The following is a 19,340-nucleotide window of genomic DNA, read 5'->3' as shown; positions in this document are numbered from 1 at the left end:
ATGGTGTCTTCTGCAAAACGGTATCCGTTTCATCCAGAACATAGGCCGACTGCATCCACTGCAAACGGTTATGTAGCGCGATGTGTCGGTTGGCCGCCCCCTTCGGCTTGCCCGTCGAACCCGAGGTATAGATCACATACGCCAGCTGCTCCGGATGCACCGTCACTGCCGGCTTGCTGGCCGGATAGTCGGTATCCGGCACGACATCCACCAGCACCACTGGCACGTTGGCTGCAGGCAGTCTATCCCCCAGCGCCGAGTGCGTGAGCAGCAGGCTCAGCCCGGCGTCTTCTACCATATGCGCGAGACGATCAGCCGGGTAGTCCGGATCCAGCGGCACGTAGGCTGCACCGACTTTGAGGATGGCGAGGAGGCCGACGACCATCTCGATACTGCGTTCCAGCGCGATGCCGATACGCGCTTCGCGGCGGATGCCTTGTGTCAGCAATTGATGCGCGAGGCGGTTGGCGCGGGTGTCGAGCTCGCGGTAAGTCAGCTCGCTGTCGCCAAAGATCAGTGCGATAGCCTCGGGGTTGGCCGCAGCCTGCGCTTCGAACAGCTCGTGCACCGGTTTGACATCCGGATAAGTCGTCTCGTTGACGCCCCAGCTTTGCAGCAGGGCGTGTTCGGCAGCGGACAGCAAGGCCACGTCGGCAATCGCCGTCTCTGGCGCATGGGCCAGTGCGTTCAGCATCGCCAGATAATGCCCGGCCCAACGCGCGACGGTGTCGGCGTTGAATAGTTCACGGGCGTAATCAAAGCTGGCGCTGACGCTGCCGTCTTGTTGTTCGAGGATTTGCAAGGTGCATTCGAACTGGGCATTGCTGGCCTCGAAGTCCAGGCGGTCTACTTGCAGTTGCGGCCAACCTTGCAGATAGCGACGGTCTTGCCGCAGGTGGTTGAACATCACCTGGAATAGTGGTGTGGTGCCGGGGGTGCGTTGTGGCTGTAGTGCCTCGACCAGCTTGTCAAACGGCAAGTCCTGGTGGGTCTGTGCGGCCAGCGCGTGTTCGCGTACCTGTGTCAGCAAGCCGGCCAGTGTCATGCGTTGGCCAAGTTGTGCGCGCAATACCTGGGTATTGACGAAAAAACCGCTGACATGGGTGGTTTCGCTGCGGTGGCGGTTGGCAATCGGCACGCCGACGCGGATGTCGGAGAGGCCGCTCAGCCGTGACAGTTGCGCTTGCCACGCAGCCAGCAGGCTCATGAACAGGGTGCCACCGCTGGCTTGTGCCTGTTCGCGCAGACGCTGGACGAGGCTGGCGGGCAGTTCGACTGTGTGGCGAGCGGCCTGATAAAGGCCATCCGGATGCCGCGGGTGGTCGGCCGGTAGTTGTAGTACCGGCTGCTCGCCTCCCAGCTGTGCCTGCCAGTAGGCCAGTTGGCGCTGGCCGCCCACGCCTTGCAGCCATTGGCGTTGCCACAGGGTGTAGTCCAGATAATTGATGGCCGGTGTGGCAAGCCCGGCATCTTGCTGTTGCACGGCCGCGCGGTACAGCGTCACCAGCTCGTCCAGCAGCAGTTGTACCGACCAGCCGTCGGACAGGATGTGGTGGACAACCAGCACCAGTTGGTATTGCTGTGCTGCAAGCTGGAACAATGCTGCCCGCCAGGCCGGGCCGGCGCACAGGTCAAACGGGGTTTGTGTCAGCGCCTGCTGGGCGGCGGCAAGTGCGCTGTTATCGGCCAAGGTTTCGCAAGCCAGCGATGGCAGCGCGTCCAGCGGGCAGAGTTGCTGGCTGGCTTCGCCTTGCGCATTCACGCGGAAAACGGTGCGGAATGAGGGGTGACGCGCCAGCAGCTGGCCAAAGGCCTGTTGCAAGGCGGCAATGTCGAGCTGGCCGTTGAGCTTCAGGCCGCCAGCCAGATGATAGGCGGTGCTGTGCGGGTCGTACTGCCACAAGAACCACAGCCGTTGCTGGGCGTTGGACAAGGGGATGGCCTTGTCCTCGCTGCCGCTCGGGGTGATCTGCTCCTGCGGGTCTGCGCCCTGTCCCTTGAGGCGGGCTTGCAGGCGGGCTTGTTGTTCCGGGCTCAGGCGCGAGCGGCGGTTGTCGAGATTACGTTCGGTCATGATGTGCAATCCTGGATGGTCAGATGCCATCCGGCTGTGTGTCGTTTTCGATGGCGTCCAGCAGGCGGCTTTCGGTCAGCCAGGCCAGCTCGGCCACGGTCGGGCATTTGAAGAAAGCGGCAGGGTGGATGTCCACGCCGTATTGCTGGCGGACTTTGGCCAATAGCTGGATGGCCAATAGCGAGTCGCCGCCCAGCTCAAACAGATGGTCATGCACGCCTATCGGGCTGATGCCGAGAAAGGCCGACCATAATTCGGCCAGATCGGCTTCCAGGCCTGCTTGCGGGGCTTCGTAGGCTTGCGACAGCGCCGGGCGCGGGTGACGGGTGGTGTGCCGGATCTCCCGGCTTAACAACAAATCGGCCGCTTGTGTGCCATCCCACTGCGCAAACTGTTCTGTCAATGGACGCGTACTGACGATGAGCTGGGTGTGGTGACTATTGGCCAAAGCCAGCAAACGGGTCAGCAATTCGCCTGTACGAGCCGGATCGATACCGTGTCCCTCTTGATGCTGATGTTTTGCCGCCATACCCACTTCGCGCCAAGCATCCCAGTTAACGGATATCACCGGGCATGTATGGCGCTGTGCTTGATGTGCCAGTGCATCCTGAACCGCATTCGCTGCGCAATAGTCGATCTGGCCATACCCGCCGGTAATCGCGGTCAGTGACGAGCACAGTAAAACGAAGTCTGGCTGATTGTTCGATAGAGCGGCTAGCAGATGGCTTGTGCCACTGATCTTGGGGGCGAATACACGGTGGATGGCTGCATTGTCTCTTGTGGCCATCATCCCACCCCCGGCCTCACCCGCTGCGTGCACCACACCATCAATATGCCCGAAGCGCTCTTGTGCGATAGCCAGTGCCGACTGCAAACCATGGCTGTCCGCTACATCGGCGGCCAGTACCAGCACCTCGCTACCCAGGGTGCGCAGCTCGCGTACAGCTGCGATACGGGCATCATCGGCATGGGCATCCCATTCCTGTTCGGCAGGCAAGGTGCGGCGACCCAATAGCACCAGACGGGCTTGCCATTCACGTGCCAGATAGCGTGCCAGCGTCAGGCCGATGCCGCCAAGGCCACCGGTAATCAGATAGCAGCCGCCTTTTTTGAGGCGTGTCGGCGCAGCGGCAGGCAAAGGGGTTTCTTGCCAGTTTTTGTGCCACACATGCTGGCCGCGCCAGTATTGGCGATCAGGGCCGTCTGCTGCTGTCATGACCTGTAGCAGCCTGCCAGCCAGCAAGGCGGCAGGCTGGGCCAGCGCGGCATGGTCGATTTCAACCAGCCGGCAAGTGAGGGACGGGTATTCCTGCGGAATGACTTTCAGCGGCCCATACAGGGCGGCTTTTTCTGCGCACAGCGGCTCGCTGCCGGTGATGTCTTCCAGTTGATTGGCGATGATGGTGATGGCGAGCTGGCCAAGGTTGGCCGCATCCACGGCCTGTGTCAGTGCCAGCAGGCTGTAAAAGCCATCCTGCAAGGCGGTGTCGGCTGCCGGTACGGCGTCATGCACGCTCCAGCTGTGCACGATATGGCTGACCTCGGCTACGTTTTGCAGTAGCGCGATGAGATCATCGCGTTCGGCCGCGCGGACGCTGAAATGCTGTTCACCCAGTCTGGCAAATGCCTCGCCTTGGCTGGCCAGGGTGATGACCGCGCCTTGCACCTGCCAGTGGCTGATCAGCTTGTCTGTCAATGTGCCCGGCTCGCCGAGCAGCAGAATGTGTGCCGGACATTCGATCTTGCCAGCGGCGGGTAGTGGCTGACGCTGCCAGTCAATACGGTAAAACCAGTTGTCCAGTCCATGCGTTTGCACGGCGGGCACAACGCTTTGGCCTGCTGCTGGCGGCTCGACGCGGTAACGCTGGCGCTGGAAGGGGTAAGTCGGTAAGGGCACGCGGCGGGCATCGGTATGGCTGCCCAGCACGCTGTCGGCAGCACCGGCCACCCACAGGCGGGCGCGTGCCAGTTGCCATTGCTGTGCATTGTCGTCTTGCTGGCGCGGGTGGCACTGGCTGGCCACGATGCTGGCCGAGGCGGCTTGCGGATGCCGGCGGGCGAGGGTGGATAAGGTATCGCCCACACCGGCTTCCAGTAATAGCGTGTGGCTTTGCAGCAAGGTCGTCAGGCCGTCGGCAAAGCGTACCCCGGCGCGGATATGGCGTACCCAGTAGTCGGGGTTAGTCGCCTCGGCCGGTGTCATCCATGTGCCACTGATATTGGAAACAAAGGGTATTGACGGGGCTTGCAGGCAGATATTGTCAAAGGCGGCGCGGAAGGTCGCCAGCACCGGCTCGGTCAGGCGGCTGTGGAAGGCGCGGCCAACCTGCAGGCGGCGGCTGGCGATGCCGGCCTTGGTTAGTTGCTCTTCGCAGCCGGCAATGGCAGCGGCGGTGCCTGCCAGTACGCATGAGCCAGGCGCATTGATGGCGGCCAGATCCACGCCAGCAGCCAGATACGGCTGGATATCGGCTTCGGAGAGGCTGACCGCCAGCATCGCGCCTTCGGCTGTCTCGTGCAGCAGACGGCCGCGCAGCGCGATCAGGCGCAAGGCATTGTCCAGACTGAAAACCCCGGCCAGCGTGGCGGCGACATACTCGCCCACGCTATGTCCAAGCAAGGCCGCTGGCATCACGCCATAGTGCTGCCACAGACGGGCAAGGGCGTAGCTGGTGACAAACAAGGCAGGCTGGGTATAACGGGTCTGCTGAAGCAAGGTGGCGGCGGCGTCATCATCCGCATCAGCATCAGCATGCAGCAAGGTACGCAGATCCAGATCCAGCAAAGGCTGTAATTGCTGGCAGCACGCATCGATCACTTCGCGATAAACCGGCTCGCTGTCATACAGCGTGCGGCCCATGCCCGCATGTTGGGCACCCTGTCCGGGGAAGAGCATGGCGATTTTCACATCGCTGCGTGCCTCGCCGGTGATCTTGCGCGGGTGCAGGGCATCCAGCCAGATTTGCGCGGCTTGCGCTGGCGTGTCAGCCAAGACCACGCTGCGCCAGTTGTGTGCCTTGCGGCCAAGCTTGAGCGTATGGGCGATATCGGCCAGTGCATGGTCTGTGTTTGCCAGCGCGGTGGCCAGATTTTGCTGTGCTGCTTGCAAGGCCGCTTCGCTGCGCGCCGAGACCGGCAATAACTGTGGCCGGGGATCGCTGACTTGTGCAGCGGGCGCTGGCGCTTCTTCCATAATGACATGCGCGTTGGTGCCACCCATGCCGAAGGAGCTGACGCCAGCGCGGCGCGGCGCGCTGCCGGCAGGCCATGGCTTGGCCACGGTATTGACGTAGAACGGGCTATTGGCAAAGTCGATTTGTGGATTCGGGGTGTCAAAGTTCAGGCTGGGCGGCAAGGTCTGGTGCTTGAGTGCCAGCACGGTGCGGATCAATCCGGCCACGCCAGCGGCAGCATCCAGATGGCCGATCTGGGTTTTCAGCGAGCCGATGGCGCAGTAAGTCTTGCGATCGGTGCCCTGACGGAAAGCCTGGGTCAGCGCGGCAACCTCGATCGGGTCACCCAATACCGTGCCGGTGCCGTGTGCCTCGACATAGCCGATGCTGTCCGGGCTGACATCGGCAAAAGCCTGTGCTGCCAGAATGACTTCGGCCTGGCCATTCACGCTGGGCGCGGTATAGCCTACCTTGTCCGCGCCGTCATTATTGATGGCCGAGCCTTTGATCACAGCATGAATGGTATCGCCATCGGCCAGCGCCTCGTCCAGCCGCTTGAGCATGACCAGGCCGCAACCGCTGCCCAGCAAAGTACCACTGGCCTTGGCATCAAAGGCACGGCAATGGCCATCGGCAGACAGAATGGCCCCTTGCTGGTAACGATAGCCGCTTTGCGGCAGCAGATTCAGAAACACCCCGCCCGCCAGTGCCATATCGCACTCGTAAGCCAGCAGGGCGCGGCAAGCCTGATGCACGGCCACCAGCGACGTGGAGCAAGCCGTCTGCACCGAGACGGCAGGCCCGCGCAGATCCAGCTCGAACGCGGTGCGGCTGGCCAGTGAATCCTTGTCATTGCCGTTCATCACGCCCAGGAAGCTGGCAATATCGGCCTGTGTCCAGTCAATCTGTGGCATCAGCTCGCGCAGCAAATACAGATTGGCACCGCTACCGGCATACACGCCGACTGGCAAACCGGCGGCCTTGCCATAACCGGCATTTTCCAGCGTGGCCACGGCGGTTTCCAGAAATACCCGCTGTTGCGGATCAAGCTGGGTGGCCTCGCGCGGGGTAAAGGCAAAATAGCCCGCATCAAAGGCATCCATATCGGCAAACGGCAGCCGGGTTGGGACAAAGTGCGGATCCTCGCGCAAGGCAGCTGGCACATTCAGGCCATCCAGTGCCGCCTCGTCCAGCTTTTCTGCCGCCTCGTGTCCGGCGGCGATATTGGCCCAGAACTGATCAAGGTTGGCCGCAGCCGGAAAACGCCCGCCCATGCCGATAATGGCGATTTCTACGCCTGTGTACATAGTGTTATTCCTGTCTTGCATGAGGTTGGCGACGCTTGAGCATGGCGTTGCGCTGTTGTTGGGCACGGGTGGCAGCCTGTTGCAGCTGGCTTGTGTCATCGCCTTGCTGCAGGTGACGGGCGAGCGCCGCGATGTCCGGATAGCGGAACAGATCCACCACCGTCAGCTGGCCAAAGCCGTGTTCACTCAACTGTCGATGCAGTTTCAACGCCAGCAGCGAATGCCCACCCAGCTCGAAGAAACTGTCGTGGCGGCCAACCTGGGCCACACCCAGCACCTCGGCCCAGATGGCGGCCAGCTTCTCTTCCACCTCACCCACCGGTGCCACATATTCGCCAACGGAAGTGAACTCCGGCGCTGGCAGGGCTTTACGATCCACCTTGCCATTCGGGTTCAATGGCAGTGCGTCCAGCAGCACGATGGCCGATGGCAGCATGTAATCAGGCAGAGAGCTCGCAATGGCCGCTTTAAGGTTGGCCGCATCTACATCGAAACCGGCCTTCAGTGACACATAAGCCACCAATCGCGCATTGCCACCGTCGTGACGGGCGATGACAACTGCCTCACGCACTGCATCCTGTGCCAATAGTTGGGCTTCAATCTCGCCCAGCTCGATACGGAAGCCACGAATCTTGACCTGATGGTCGATACGGCCCAGGTATTCCAGCTGGCCCTCGCTATTCCAGCGCACCAGATCGCCGGTGCGATACAGGCGACCACCGTTGGCATCGAACGGATCGGCGATGAAGCGTTCGGCAGAGAGGCCGGCACGGTTGAGGTAACCACGAGCGAGACCGGCACCGGAGACGACCAGTTCACCGGCAACGCCGATCGGCACCGGATTGAGTTCGGCATCCAGCACCTGCATGCCCAGATCCGGAATCGCACGGCCGACCGGGCTGCGTGATTTGCCCAGATCCACCAGGGTAATCGGGCGGTAGGTCACATGTACGGTGGTTTCGGTGATGCCGTACATATTGATCATCTGCGGCTGGCGGTCGCCCATCAGCTCGAACCACGGTGCCAGCATCAGCGGCTCCAGCGCTTCGCCACCAGAAATCACATAGCGCAATGCCAGTTGATCAGCCAATTCCGGCGTGATGCGCGGAATCAGCTGACCAAAGGCGGTTGGCGTCTGGTTCAGCACCGTCACGCCATGACGGCAAAGCAGTTGTGCAAAATCATCCGGCGAACGGCTGACGAGATAAGGCACCACCACCAGCTTGCCGCCGGTGCACAGCGCGCCAAACACTTCCCACACCGAGAAGTCGAAGGCATAGGAGTGGAACATCGTCCACACATCATCGCGACCGAAGTGGAACCAGTGGTCGGTACCCGCCAGCAGGCGTGCCACATTGCGGTGGCAAAGCTGCGCCCCCTTCGGCTTGCCGGTCGAGCCCGAGGTGTAAATCACATACGCCAGCTGTTCCGGATGCACCGTCACGGCGGGTTTGCTGGCCGGATAGTCGGTATCCGGCACGACATCCACCAGCACCAGTGGGATGTTGGCCGCAGGCAGCTTGTCCACCAGCGTCGAGTGGGTCAGCAGCAGGCTCAGCCCGGCGTCTTCTACCATATGCGCGAGACGATCAGCCGGGTAGTCCGGATCCAGCGGCACGTAGGCGGCACCGGCTTTGAGGATGGCGAGGAGGCCGACGACCATCTCGATGCTGCGCTCCAGTGCGATGCCGATGCGCGCTTCACGGCGGATGCCTTGCGCCAGCAATTGGTGGGCGAGGCGGTTGGCGCGGCTGTCGAGCTCGCGGTAGGTGAGTTCTGTCTCGCCAAAGATCAGCGCGATGGCCTCGGGGTTGGCCGCAGCCTGGGCTTCGAACAGCTCGTGCACCGGTTTGACGTCCGGGTAAGTCGTTTCATTCACACCCCAGTCACGCAAGCACTGCTGTTCGGCAGCGGACAGCAAGGCCACATCGGCAATGGCCGTCTGTGGTGCATGGGCGAGTGCAGCCAGCATCGCCAGATAATGCCCGGCCCAGCGGGCGACGGTGTCGGCGTTGAACAGCTCGCGGGCGTAATCGAAGGACAGTGCGAGGCCGCCGTTATCGAGTTCCACGCTGTTGAGCGTCAGCTCGAACTGCGCCGCCTGTTCGCCCAGCGCGTAATCGCTGATGGAGAGGCCTGGCAATTGCGCCAGCTGGCCACCGGCCTCACGCAGATGGTTGAACATCAGCTGGAACAGCGGCGACACGCCCAGCGTGCGTTCCGGTTGCAGCGCTTCCACCAGCTGTTCGAACGGCAAGTCCTGATGCGCCTGCGCCCCCAGTGCGCGTTCGCGTACCTGTGCCAGCAGGCTGGCCAGTGTCATCCGGCTGGCAATCTCGGCAGGCAACACCTGGGTGTTGACGAAGAAGCCCACGACGTTCTCGGTCTCGACCCGATGGCGGTTGGCAATCGGCACGCCGACCCGGATGTCAGCCAGGCCACTGTAACGATGCAGCAAAGCCTGGAAAGCCGTCAGCAGCAGCATGAACAGCGTGCTGCCGTTCTCGCGGGCGCGTTGCTGCAAAGCCTGCGCCAGCTCGGCGGGTACAGAAACCGCATGCTGGGCAGCGCGATACTGACCATCGGCACGCCGCGCATGATCGGCGGGCAATTGCAGCACTGGATGCTCATTGCCCAACTGCTCGCGCCAGTAGGTCAGCTGACGCTCGCGCTCACCCGCTTCCAGCCAGTGACGCTGCCACTGCGCGTAGTCGGCGTACTGGATCGGCAATGGCGCAAGCTTGGCCGCCACGCCCGACACCGCCGCCTGATACAGCGCAACGAATTCCTTGACGATGACGGCCATCGACCAGCCATCGGAAATGATGTGGTGCATCACCACCACCAGCACCGCCTGGCTATCCGACTCCTGGATCAGGCCGACCCGCAACAGCGGGCCGCTGGCCAGATCGAACGGGGTGTGCTGTAGCGAATCAGCAAAGTCCTGTGCTGCTGCTGGACGGGAACCTTCATCCAGCGCGCGTACATCATGTACGGCGACGGCAAAGTCGCTTGCTGGCAGCACCCGCAGCAGGATGGTGCCGTCTTCACCGGATACGAATACGGTACGCAGCGCTTCGTGACGGCTGACGAGCTGGCTGAACGCCTGCTTGACGGCGTCAAGATCAACGGTGCCATGCAGACGACGTGCAGCGGTAATATGGTAGGCGCTGCTTTCCGGCTGGTATTGCCACAGGAAGTACTGACGTTGCTGCGCCGACGAGGCCGGGCATGACTCGCCAGGCTTGGCCGCACGCGGAGTGATGACCTCAACCGGGCACGGTGCATGTTGCTGGCGGTAGCTGCCCAGCCACTGTGCCATCTCGCCCAGACGCGGATGCAACATCAGTTGTGCCAGCTCTGGCGCAACTTGCCAGTGGCTGCGCAGACGGGCGGCCAGTTGCACCAGTGCCAGCGAATTGCCACCGCTGGCAAAGAAATGGCTGTCGGCATGCAGGGTATGGCTTTCCGGCAGGCGCAAGGTGGCGCGCCATAGTGTGGCCAGCTCGGCGGCCATGCCTTGCAGGGCCGGGGCGGCGGTGGCATCGGCAGCATTTTGGCCATGATCTTGCCACTGACCGAAGCTATACACGGCATAGCTATCCAGGCTGGCCTGTTCCCAACCTTTGGCGCAGGCACTGCGTTGCAGCTTGCCGCTGGAGGTTTTTGGCAGGCTGCCGGGGTTGAGCAGTACCAGCACCGATACCGGCTCGCCGCATAGTTCGCTGACGCAGGCGCTGAGTGCTTCCAGCAGGGTGGCGGGCGGGATCAGTTTTTGCATGCCACGCGAGACTTCGGCGGCAATGCCGATGCCCTCGCCATCAGGGCCGCGTACGGCAAAAGCGGCAACCCGACCGGCGCGGACCGCCTCGATCTGGCCTTCGATGTGGCGTTCGATATCTTGCGGGTAGAGGTTGTGGCCACGGATGATGATCAGGTCTTTCACGCGGCCATTGATGTAGAGCTGGCCTTCGCGCCAGAAGCCCAGATCGCCGGTACGCAACCAGCGCTGGCCGTCTTTTTCGATAAAGGCCGCTGCGGTGGCTTCGGCATTCTGCCAGTAGCCGCTGGCGACGCTGGGGCCGCTGAAGCAGATTTCGCCGCTTTGATCATCCGGCAAGCTGTCAAGGTTGGCCGCATTGACGATGATGACCTGATGATGGCTTGGCACACGGCCGCAGGCGACCAGCGGGATGGCTTCTTCACCGTTGCTGGCGAGGCGGGCTTCACCCTGGCCAAGGCCGCTTCGTGAAAATGCCGGTGCCAGCAAACCGCTGCCGCGCACGCCGCCGCTGACAAATAGTGTGGCTTCAGCCAGGCCATAGCACGGGTAGACCGCGCCAGCGTCCAGACCGGCTGGCGCAAAGCGGCTGATAAAGTCACGCAGGGTATCGTGGCGTACCGGCTCGGCACCGGAGAAGGCGACGCGCCAGCTGGCGAGATCCAGCTCGGCCAGCTTGTCATCGGCAATGCGCTCCAGGCACAGGCGGTAGGAGAAATCCGGGCCGCCGCTGATGCTACCGCGATGGCGACTGATGGCTTGCAGCCAGCGTGCCGGACGCTCGAGGAAAAAGCGTGGCGACATCAGCACGCATTTGATGCCGCGATGGAAGGGCTGCAACATGCCGCCGATCAAACCCATGTCATGAAATAGCGGCAGCCACGACACAAATACATCATCGCTGCTGACGGACAGGCCTTCCTCGATGGCACGTTCATTGGCCATCAGGCTGCCGTGGCTGACCATCACGCCCTTGGGGGCGGATGTCGAGCCGGAGGTGTATTGCAAAAAGGCGATATCGTCCGGCTCGGGGTGATGTGGTGCCCACTCGCCAGCATCGCAATCGTCATCTGTCAGCCACACCGACAGGTTTTGTGTACGACTGGCGACGGCATCAATCAGCGGCTGTATCTGGCGGGTGGTCAGCACGCAGCGGGCGTCGGCATCGTCAGCAATGCCGATGAGGCGGGCCAGATGCTGCTGGCGGGTGGATTCGGGCGGGCAAACGGGAACGGCGATCAGACCGGCATACAGGCAGGCAAAGAAGCTGATGACGTAGTATTCGTCATTATCCATGGCCAGCAATACACGCTCGCCGCGCGGAAAGGCTTGCAGGCGGGCAGCGAGTTTGCGTACCCGCGCATCCATACCGGCATAGTCGATCGCCAGCTCATCCGGCTGGCCTTGCTGCTCGCGCACCACCACCAGGGCGGTGTCGTGCGGGCGGGTCGCCGCGAGATGGCGCAAGTGGCTGACAAAATTCTCTGGGTGACTCATATCGGTTCTCGCAACGGTGCCGGCTCAGGCCGGCTGTAATCGGGAAGCGTCTTGCCGGCAATTGGCCAGCAAGCGGTTCAGGCAGGCCAGCACGGCGGCAGGCTGCTGCCGGAAGAAAAAGTGGCCGCCATCAAACCAGTCAAGGGTGAAGCGGCTGCCGGCTTCCAACTGCCAGCCTTGCATGCGTTCGATGCTGATGCTGTCCTGGCGACCGGCCAGCACATGCAGTGGCAAAGGCAGGCGTAGCGGGTGGGTAAAGTGGCTGCTTTCGCAGATGGCGTAGTCGGCGGCCAAGGTGGCCAGACTCATGTCCAGCAATTCCGGGTGGGCAAACACGGCCTCGGGCGTGCCGCCCTGTTCGCGCATATCGGCCAGCAGACTGTCGCGGTCGCGCGCGTAGAATCGTTTTTTGTCCGGCATGGCCGGGGCCGGGCTACCCAGCGCAAACAAGGCGCGGGGCAGGGCGGCACCGCGTGCCAGCAGGTGGCGGCTCAGGCCGTAGGCCAGTTGCGCGCCCATGCTGTGCCCCAGCAAGACGTAGGGGCTTTGCATTTCATCAGCCAATTCCTCGGCCAGCATGGCAACCAGCTGCTCGAAGTTGGCCGCAAACGGCTCGCCCAGACGGGCGCCGCGTCCGGGCAACTCCACCGGACGCAGCTTGACCCAGGCTGGCAAAGCCTGACGCCAGTGCAGATACATGGTGGCGCTGGCACCGGCGCAGGGCAGGGCCAGCAGGGTCAGGGTAGACATGCGCTCAGGCACCTGCCTGGGTGGCTTCCCACTCGCGCAGGCTGCGTGGGCGCATATCGGTCCAGTGTTCCTCGACATAGGCCAGCACGGTTTGCTTGTCGCCCTGTACGCCTTCGACAGCACGCCAGCCGCCGGGGACGGCTTTCCATTGTGGCCAGATCGAGTACTGCTCTTCGTGGTTGATCAATACAATGAAAGTCTCGCCTTCGCGATCAAAGCAGCTGCTACTCATGACTACACTCCTTCAAGGTGGACAGGCCGGACGATCCGGCCTTTACCTTGGCAAGACGAAACCGGATGAGAATTGTTTAACGTTTTACCAAGACGAAAAAAAACCTCCCGCCAAAGCGGGAGGCCAAAAGCACAAGGCAATCAGATCGCGTTGGCGATTTCAGCATGCGGCAGTTCGCGGCATTCACCGCTGTGCAGCGCCGCAACGATTTCGCCGCAACGCACGGCCGTAATCGACAGCAGGGTGTCACTCAGGCCGTGACTGCTCTCGCAAGCCCCTTGCAGGAAGATCTGCGGCAGGAAGTTGTCGGCAGTCTGTACACGGTAATCGCGGTCTACTTTCAGCTGGCCGACATAGTCGGCCACGCCATCGAGCACGCCGCGATGCAGCTGGCGCTCGTAGCCGGTGGCCAGCACCACCAGATCGTATTGCGCCTCGAATTGCTGGCCGCTGTTGAGGTCTTTCACCGTCAGCACGACGCCGTCCGGTGTTTCGCGCGCGGCGACAATCTGGTGGCGGCGCAGCAAACGGTGTCTGGCTTCACCCTTCACGTTTTGCTGATAGAAAGTGCCGAAGATTTGCTGGATCAGCGCCAGATCCGGGCAGGCATAGTTGGTATGCCAGAATTCCTCGATCAGCTCGCGACGTTCGCTGTCATTGCGGCTGAATACATGATCGACAAAATCGGCATCAAAAATCTGGTTGGAGTACGGGCTGTCATCAGCAGGCTTCAAGGCACGGGCGCGCATGATGAAATCCACCGCCGGCGCACTCGGCTGCTCGTGCAGTGCCATGAAAATCTCGGCCGCACTCTGGCCGGCTCCCAGCACCGCCACCCGCTTGGCCTGGGCATGCTTGCCGATTTCAGCGGTGAAGTGGTGGGAGTGAATGACGTGGCGGCTGTCACGGAAAGGGCGGAACAGCTCGGGGATGTACGGGCTGCCGCCGACGCTGACCACCAGATTGCGTGCCAGACGGTCGCGCACGTGGCCACTGGCATCGCGCGAACGGACCCGCAGATGGGTGACTTTCTTGTCCTGAATTTCCGGCAGGATCTGGAAAACTTCTTCGCCATACACGCAATGGTCATCAAACTGTTCTGCCGCCCACGCCAGGTAGTCGTTGAATTCGTGACGGCTGGGGTAGAAGGTTTTCAGATTGATGAAATCGGCCAGACGGCCTTTTTCGTGCAGGTAATTGATAAAAGTAAAACGGCTTTGCGGGTTACGCAGCGTGGCCAGATCCTTGATAAAGGAAATCTGCATATGCGCGTGATCCAGCAGCATGCCGGGGTGCCAGGCAAAGCTTGGCTGTTTTTCGATAAACAGGCTGGTCAGCGGCGCAGGGCCCGGCTGCTCTTCCAGGGCAATGGCCAGGCCGATATTCGACGGGCCAAAGCCGACACCGATCAGGTCATGAATGTGCATAGTCTTCTCCGGTACAAGTCAATACGTTGGCCGCGGGCTTAGGCATCGCGGCGGGGCCACCACAGGGCATCTGTGAAATAACGCTCGCGCAGCAGGCTCACCAGCAAGGCGCGCTTGTGCGGGAAGTCAAACTCCTTGACCTTGGCATAGCCGGAGCGGTCAAGATTGCGGATCTGCTGGGCATGGTCGCGGCGCGGTTCGCCGACGGCGCGACGAGTTCGCGGGTCATCCAGCATGATGTAATGGGAGATAGAGGTCAGCCAGGCCGTGGCATAAGCCTTGCCACGGAAGGCCGGCTCGCCGATCAGCACATGCCAGCCTCGGTCGTAGTCATCGGCCTCGCAGAACGGGCCGATACGGTTTTCCTTGGCCCAGTACACCTCGAAATAGCCGAAAGGCACGCCATCCAGGCAGGCAATCATCGGGTAGATATGCGGGTCGGCGGCCAGGCTTTGCAGATAGTGGCGATGCTGTTCCAGCGTACCGGTTTCCTGCCAGATGACAGCAACATCCGGATCGTTCATCCAGCGGTTGAACATCGCCAGATCGGCTTCGATATCCAGCGCGCGATAGCTGAAAGTCTGACCCAGCCACGGGATGAAACGCTGGTACAGCAAGCCCTGTGGCTTGGGCGGACGTAGCGGGTGACGGGCTTTGTCATAGTGATAGCGCAGCGGTGCGGGTTGGCCGCAATGGGTGAGCCACAGCGGGGCGTACTGGAACAGCACTTCACGCTCGGCCAGCCACTGCCCCTCGCCTTGAGCGCGCAATACGCCGGCTTGCAGCAGGGTGGTCGGCACTTGCACCGCCTGAATCTGACACTGCGCCTGCTGTGGCGCGCTGGTAAAACTGCATTCCAGCGCGGCCAGCCAGTCGGCTTCGTCGGCTGTTGTCGGTGCGCTCAGTTGCAGGCCGGCTGCCGACGTCTGCAGCCCCCAGATTTGCGGCGCTGCTGCCCCTTCGCGCGCCAGCAGCAACTGCTCGCCTTCACGCTGGGCAGTAAAGGCCTTGCCGAAAGGATAGGCACGCAAAGGCGTGCTTTCTTGCCAGTCAATCGCTTGGCTGGCGGTGATCGGAGTGGACATATTGCATCCTGTCAGGAGAGTTTGCCGAGCAAACAAGAATACGAATTACTCCTGACAAGACGATTGACCATGCTGTTTGTTTAGCAGGTTGTCGAAATATCCCAAAACCAGGTTCACGCCCCTGCGATTCCATGATCGCATCCAGCACATGCAGCATTGCTGCCATCATTTTGCGTAACCCGCCGGCGCCGCGCGATCTCATTAACCATGCGGACAGTCTGCTGGGCAAAACCGTTTTGACTTCATACTGGAGGCACGCTTGCGAGTGTGCGCAGTCCGTGCGGCACGACCAGGTTTTCTTCTGGCTGGATGCGGTAAATTTCCAGCATTTCACCGCTATTCTCGACGTGCCACCGAGTGCAGTGCCGGTCTTGCACGGCTGATCGACGTCAAGATGTCGCGGGATAGCAATCCAGTATGCGCTGGCAGCGATCTGCGTCGCAGCCACTTGCGGCCAAGCACCTGCTGCGTGACTTCGAGAGTGGTGAGCCCAGTCTTGATGAGTGGCAGAAACGCCGGGCACTGGACAAGCAGCTTAGCGGGGCTAGTTGGACTTCTGTGGCCGTTGATCAGGAACACCGGGGTGCAGCGACTACGCCATGGCCTCTGGCGTGCTTGCTCATCAACCGAATTATGCCCACGCTAAAATAGCCCGCATGCCTGCTGCGAGCGGCATCATGCCGCGGTACGGTGCTGGCGCGCCAGCTCAAGAAAGGCGCACAGATAGTCGGTTCGGGCGTCCGCTTCGCGGATACCCAGGTATATCTGCTTGGCAATGCCGGCGCTGCCCAGCCGTACGGGGCGAATCGGCAATTTTTCTGCATATTCCGCCACCAGCCAGCGCGGCAAGGCCGCCACGCCACGACCACTGGCGACCATTTGCAGCATGATGTCGGTGGTTTCGATCGGCTTGTGCCGCAGTGGGGTGACGCCGGCCGGCATCAGGAATTGCGTATAGATATCCAGCCGGTCAATGGCTACCGGGTAGGTGATCAGCGTTTCGCCGGCCAGCGCCGCCGGCTCGATATAAGCCTGTCCGCACAGCGGGTGATCCGCGCCCACCACCAGCACCTGCTCGTAATCGAAGACCGGCTCGAACAGCAGACCGGCCTTGTGCAGCGGATCAGGCGTAACCAGCATGTCGATCTCGTAACCGAACAGCGCACCGATGCCGCCAAACTGGAATTTCTGCTTCACATCCACATCGACCGCCGGCCACGCCGCCAGATAGGGCGAAACGATCTTCAGCAGCCACTGATAGCAAGGGTGGCATTCCATGCCGATGCGCAATGCGCCGCGCTCGCCCTGGGCAAACTGCCGCAGCCGCTCTTCGGCATGCTGCAACTGCGGGATAAGGCGATTGGCCACCGCCAGCAGGTATTCACCGGCCTGGGTTGGCCGCAGGCTGCGCCCCTCGCGAAGCCAGATCGGCGTACCAAGCTGGTCTTCCAGCTTGCGCACGGTATGGCTCAGCGCCGATTGTGTCAGATGCAGCTGCTCTGCCGCAGCAGTCATCGAACCATGCTGGTCGACGGCACGGATGATGGCAAGGTGGATGCGTTCGAGTTTGGCCATTGCTGACAATGCGTAATTAATCAACCGGATATTAGCATTTATATTCACGAACCTGCGGCATCCGCTTGCGTTCATGCCGGCTGTGCCAGCGCTCTCGGCCGATTGCGCGGCATGGAGGCCATCTTCAAATTTGTCATGACAGGCTCTGGGTGGCGAGTGCACTGCTGATCTATCTGCGAGCAACTCATGAACAAAAATAATCTATCAATTAAATTCAATCATTTTTATTCATTCATCGTCCGGCATAAAATGTGGGTATTCATTGATGCGCATCAAGAAAAAACTTGCAGCACCCTCATGTCAGACCGGCGATGGCCATGGCTGCGGGGGTAAGGGAACAAACAGGATAGCGGATTGCCATGAGCAAAGACTTCACTTTCAGCATCAAGCGCATGTGTTTTGACGAGCACTACCAGCCAGCAGACAGCACGCGCATCACCACAAACTTTGCCAATCTGGCCCGCGGCGAGAAGCGCCAGCAGAATTTGCGCAATGCGCTGGCCATGATCAACAACCGCTTCAATGCGCTGGCCCATTGGGATAACCCTGCCGGCGATCGTTATGCTGTCCAGCTGGAGATCGTCACGGTCGAGCTGGATATCGACGGCCAGGGCCAGGCGTTTCCGGCCATTGAAATCCTGAAAACCAGCGTGCTGGATCGCCACAACAATCAGCTGATTGACGGCATCGTGGGCAATAATTTCTCGTCCTATGTGCGCGATTATGACTTCAGCGTCTTGCTGCCAGCGCATAACCAGGACCAGGCCAAGTTCAGTATTCCGGCGGATTTTGGCGATTTGCACGGCAAGCTATTCCTGCATTTCGTCCATTCGGCGGCCTACAAGCAGCATTTTGCCAAGCTGCCGGTGATCTGCCTCAGCGTGTCCGACAACAAGACCTACCATCGCACGGATAACCAGCATCCGGTATTGGGGGTTGAGTACCGGCCGAATGAATCGTCGCTGACCGAGCGCTATTTCCAGAAGATGGGTCTGCAAGTGCGCTATTTCATGCCGGCTGGCTGCACGGCACCGCTGGCTTTCTACTTCTTTGGCGATTTGCTGAATGACTACAGCAATCTGGAGCTGATCAGCACCATCAGTACCATGGAAACCTTCCAGCGGATTTACCGCCCCGAGATCTACAACGCCAATGCGGCGGCCGGTGCCTGCTACAAGCCGAACTTGCAGAACCCGGATCATTCGGTCACCCACATTGTGTATGACCGCGCGGAGCGCAGCCGCCTGGCTGTCGAGCAGGGCAAGTACGCGGCAGAGGTGTTCGTCAAGCCGCATCACGCCATGCTGGCTGAATGGGCCGCCCGTTACGCGCATTAATCCATAAAAAACCAGACAAGCATTCTCATCATGAAAAAACTGTTGCCCAGCTCCACCGCCGGCAGTCTGCCCAAACCTACCTGGCTGGCACATCCCGAAACGCTGTGGTCGCCCTGGAAGCTGGAAGGTCAGGAGCTGATCGACGGCAAGCACGATGCCTTGCGTTTGTCCCTGCATGCGCAGCAACAAGCCGGCATCGACATCGTCAGTGATGGCGAGCAAACCCGCCAGCACTTCGTCACCACGTTTATCGAACATCTGGCCGGCGTGGATTTTGCCAAGCGCGAGACGGTACGCATCCGTAACCGCTACGATGCCAGCGTGCCGACCGTCGTCGGCGCGGTCAGCCGCCAGCAGCCGGTGTTCGTGGACGATGCCCGATTCCTGCGGCAGCAGACCGATCAGCCGATCAAGTGGGCGCTGCCAGGCCCGATGACCATGATTGATACGCTATACGACGCGCATTACAAGAGCCGTGAAAAACTGGCCTGGGAATTCGCCACCATCCTCAATCAGGAAGCGAGAGAGCTGGAAGCGGCCGGCGTGGACATCATCCAGTTCGACGAACCGGCATTCAATGTGTTCTTTGATGAGGTCAATGATTGGGGTATCGCCGCGCTGGAACGCGCCATTGAAGGCCTCAAGTGCGAAACCGCGGTGCACATCTGCTATGGCTATGGCATCAAGGCCAATACCGACTGGAAACAAACGCTGGGCTCGGAGTGGCGACAGTACGAAGAAATCTTCCCCAAGCTGCAATCATCCAGCATCGGGATGGTGTCGCTGGAATGCCATAACTCGCGGGTGCCGATGGACCTGATCGAGCTGATTCGCGGCAAGAAGGTGATGGTCGGTGCCATTGATGTGGCCAACCATGCCATCGAGACGCCGGAGGAAGTCGCCGATACCTTGCGTAATGCCCTGCGCTTTGTCGATGCCGACAAGCTCTATCCGTGCACCAATTGCGGCATGGCACCGCTGCCGGGCAGCGTGGCACGCGGCAAGCTCAATGCCCTCAGTGCCGGCGCGCAAATCGTGCGCGACGAGCTATCGCGCTAGCCCAAAGCCGCCCAGGCTTCAGGCCGCAGCAGCAAAATCCGCC

11 protein-coding genes are annotated in these 19,340 nt (G+C 61.2%); 3 read left to right on the top strand and 8 right to left on the bottom strand.

Translation table 11 applies throughout. The features are described from left to right. From ACZ9W6_RS17270 to ACZ9W6_RS17240, 7 genes are all read right to left on the bottom strand, one after another. A partial coding sequence (locus ACZ9W6_RS17270; RefSeq protein ID WP_465192432.1) for a condensation domain-containing protein occupies window positions 1-2,074 on the bottom strand: 2,074 nt, incomplete at its 3' end. A 19-nt stretch (window positions 2,075-2,093) separates the two neighbouring features. Further along, entirely contained in the window at window positions 2,094-6,554 is a 4,461-nt protein-coding gene (locus ACZ9W6_RS17265) for an SDR family NAD(P)-dependent oxidoreductase (RefSeq protein WP_465192431.1), read from the bottom strand. Between the two features lie 4 nt (window positions 6,555-6,558). After that, window positions 6,559-11,832: an amino acid adenylation domain-containing protein gene (locus ACZ9W6_RS17260; protein ID WP_465192430.1), complete on the bottom strand. Its 5,274-nt coding sequence runs from the start codon at window positions 11,830-11,832 to the stop codon at window positions 6,559-6,561. A 24-nt stretch (window positions 11,833-11,856) separates the two neighbouring features. Continuing rightward, on the bottom strand, window positions 11,857-12,582 hold the full coding sequence (locus ACZ9W6_RS17255) for a thioesterase II family protein (protein ID WP_465192429.1): 726 nt from the start codon (window positions 12,580-12,582) through the stop codon (window positions 11,857-11,859). A gap of 4 nt (window positions 12,583-12,586) precedes the next feature. Continuing rightward, window positions 12,587-12,814, bottom strand: a complete 228-nt coding sequence (locus ACZ9W6_RS17250; protein WP_465192428.1) for an MbtH family protein — start codon at window positions 12,812-12,814, stop codon at window positions 12,587-12,589. A 140-nt stretch (window positions 12,815-12,954) separates the two neighbouring features. Then, complete coding sequence (locus tag ACZ9W6_RS17245; protein ID WP_465192427.1) at window positions 12,955-14,241, bottom strand: lysine N(6)-hydroxylase/L-ornithine N(5)-oxygenase family protein; 1,287 nt, start codon at window positions 14,239-14,241, stop codon at window positions 12,955-12,957. Between the two features lie 38 nt (window positions 14,242-14,279). Further along, a complete protein-coding gene (locus tag ACZ9W6_RS17240) occupies window positions 14,280-15,326 on the bottom strand; it encodes a GNAT family N-acetyltransferase (protein WP_465192426.1) in 1,047 nt (348 codons plus the stop codon). A 131-nt stretch (window positions 15,327-15,457) separates the two neighbouring features. On the opposite strand from ACZ9W6_RS17240, the gene ACZ9W6_RS17235 reads away from it, so the two are divergent. Further along, a complete protein-coding gene (locus ACZ9W6_RS17235) occupies window positions 15,458-15,709 on the top strand; it encodes a type II toxin -antitoxin system TacA 1-like antitoxin (protein WP_465192425.1) in 252 nt (83 codons plus the stop codon). A gap of 292 nt (window positions 15,710-16,001) precedes the next feature. On the opposite strand, the gene ACZ9W6_RS17230 is transcribed toward ACZ9W6_RS17235, so the two are convergent. Further along, window positions 16,002-16,901: a LysR family transcriptional regulator gene (locus tag ACZ9W6_RS17230; RefSeq protein WP_465192424.1), complete on the bottom strand. Its 900-nt coding sequence runs from the start codon at window positions 16,899-16,901 to the stop codon at window positions 16,002-16,004. 359 nt (window positions 16,902-17,260) lie between these two features. Between ACZ9W6_RS17230 and ACZ9W6_RS17225 the strand changes: the two genes are divergently transcribed. Both ACZ9W6_RS17225 and ACZ9W6_RS17220 read left to right on the top strand, forming a co-directional pair. Continuing rightward, window positions 17,261-18,238 (top strand): DUF1852 domain-containing protein, encoded by a 978-nt coding sequence (locus ACZ9W6_RS17225; RefSeq protein WP_465192423.1) that lies wholly within the window; start codon window positions 17,261-17,263, stop codon window positions 18,236-18,238. A gap of 30 nt (window positions 18,239-18,268) precedes the next feature. After that, on the top strand, window positions 18,269-19,297 hold the full coding sequence (locus ACZ9W6_RS17220; RefSeq protein WP_465192422.1) for a methionine synthase: 1,029 nt from the start codon (window positions 18,269-18,271) through the stop codon (window positions 19,295-19,297). Window positions 19,298-19,340 lie beyond the last annotated feature (43 nt).

It is taken from the genome of Vogesella lacus, assembly GCF_979366295.1.
The sequence above is the reverse complement of the archived record's forward strand: the minus strand, read 5'-3'. Positions and strand labels throughout refer to the sequence as shown.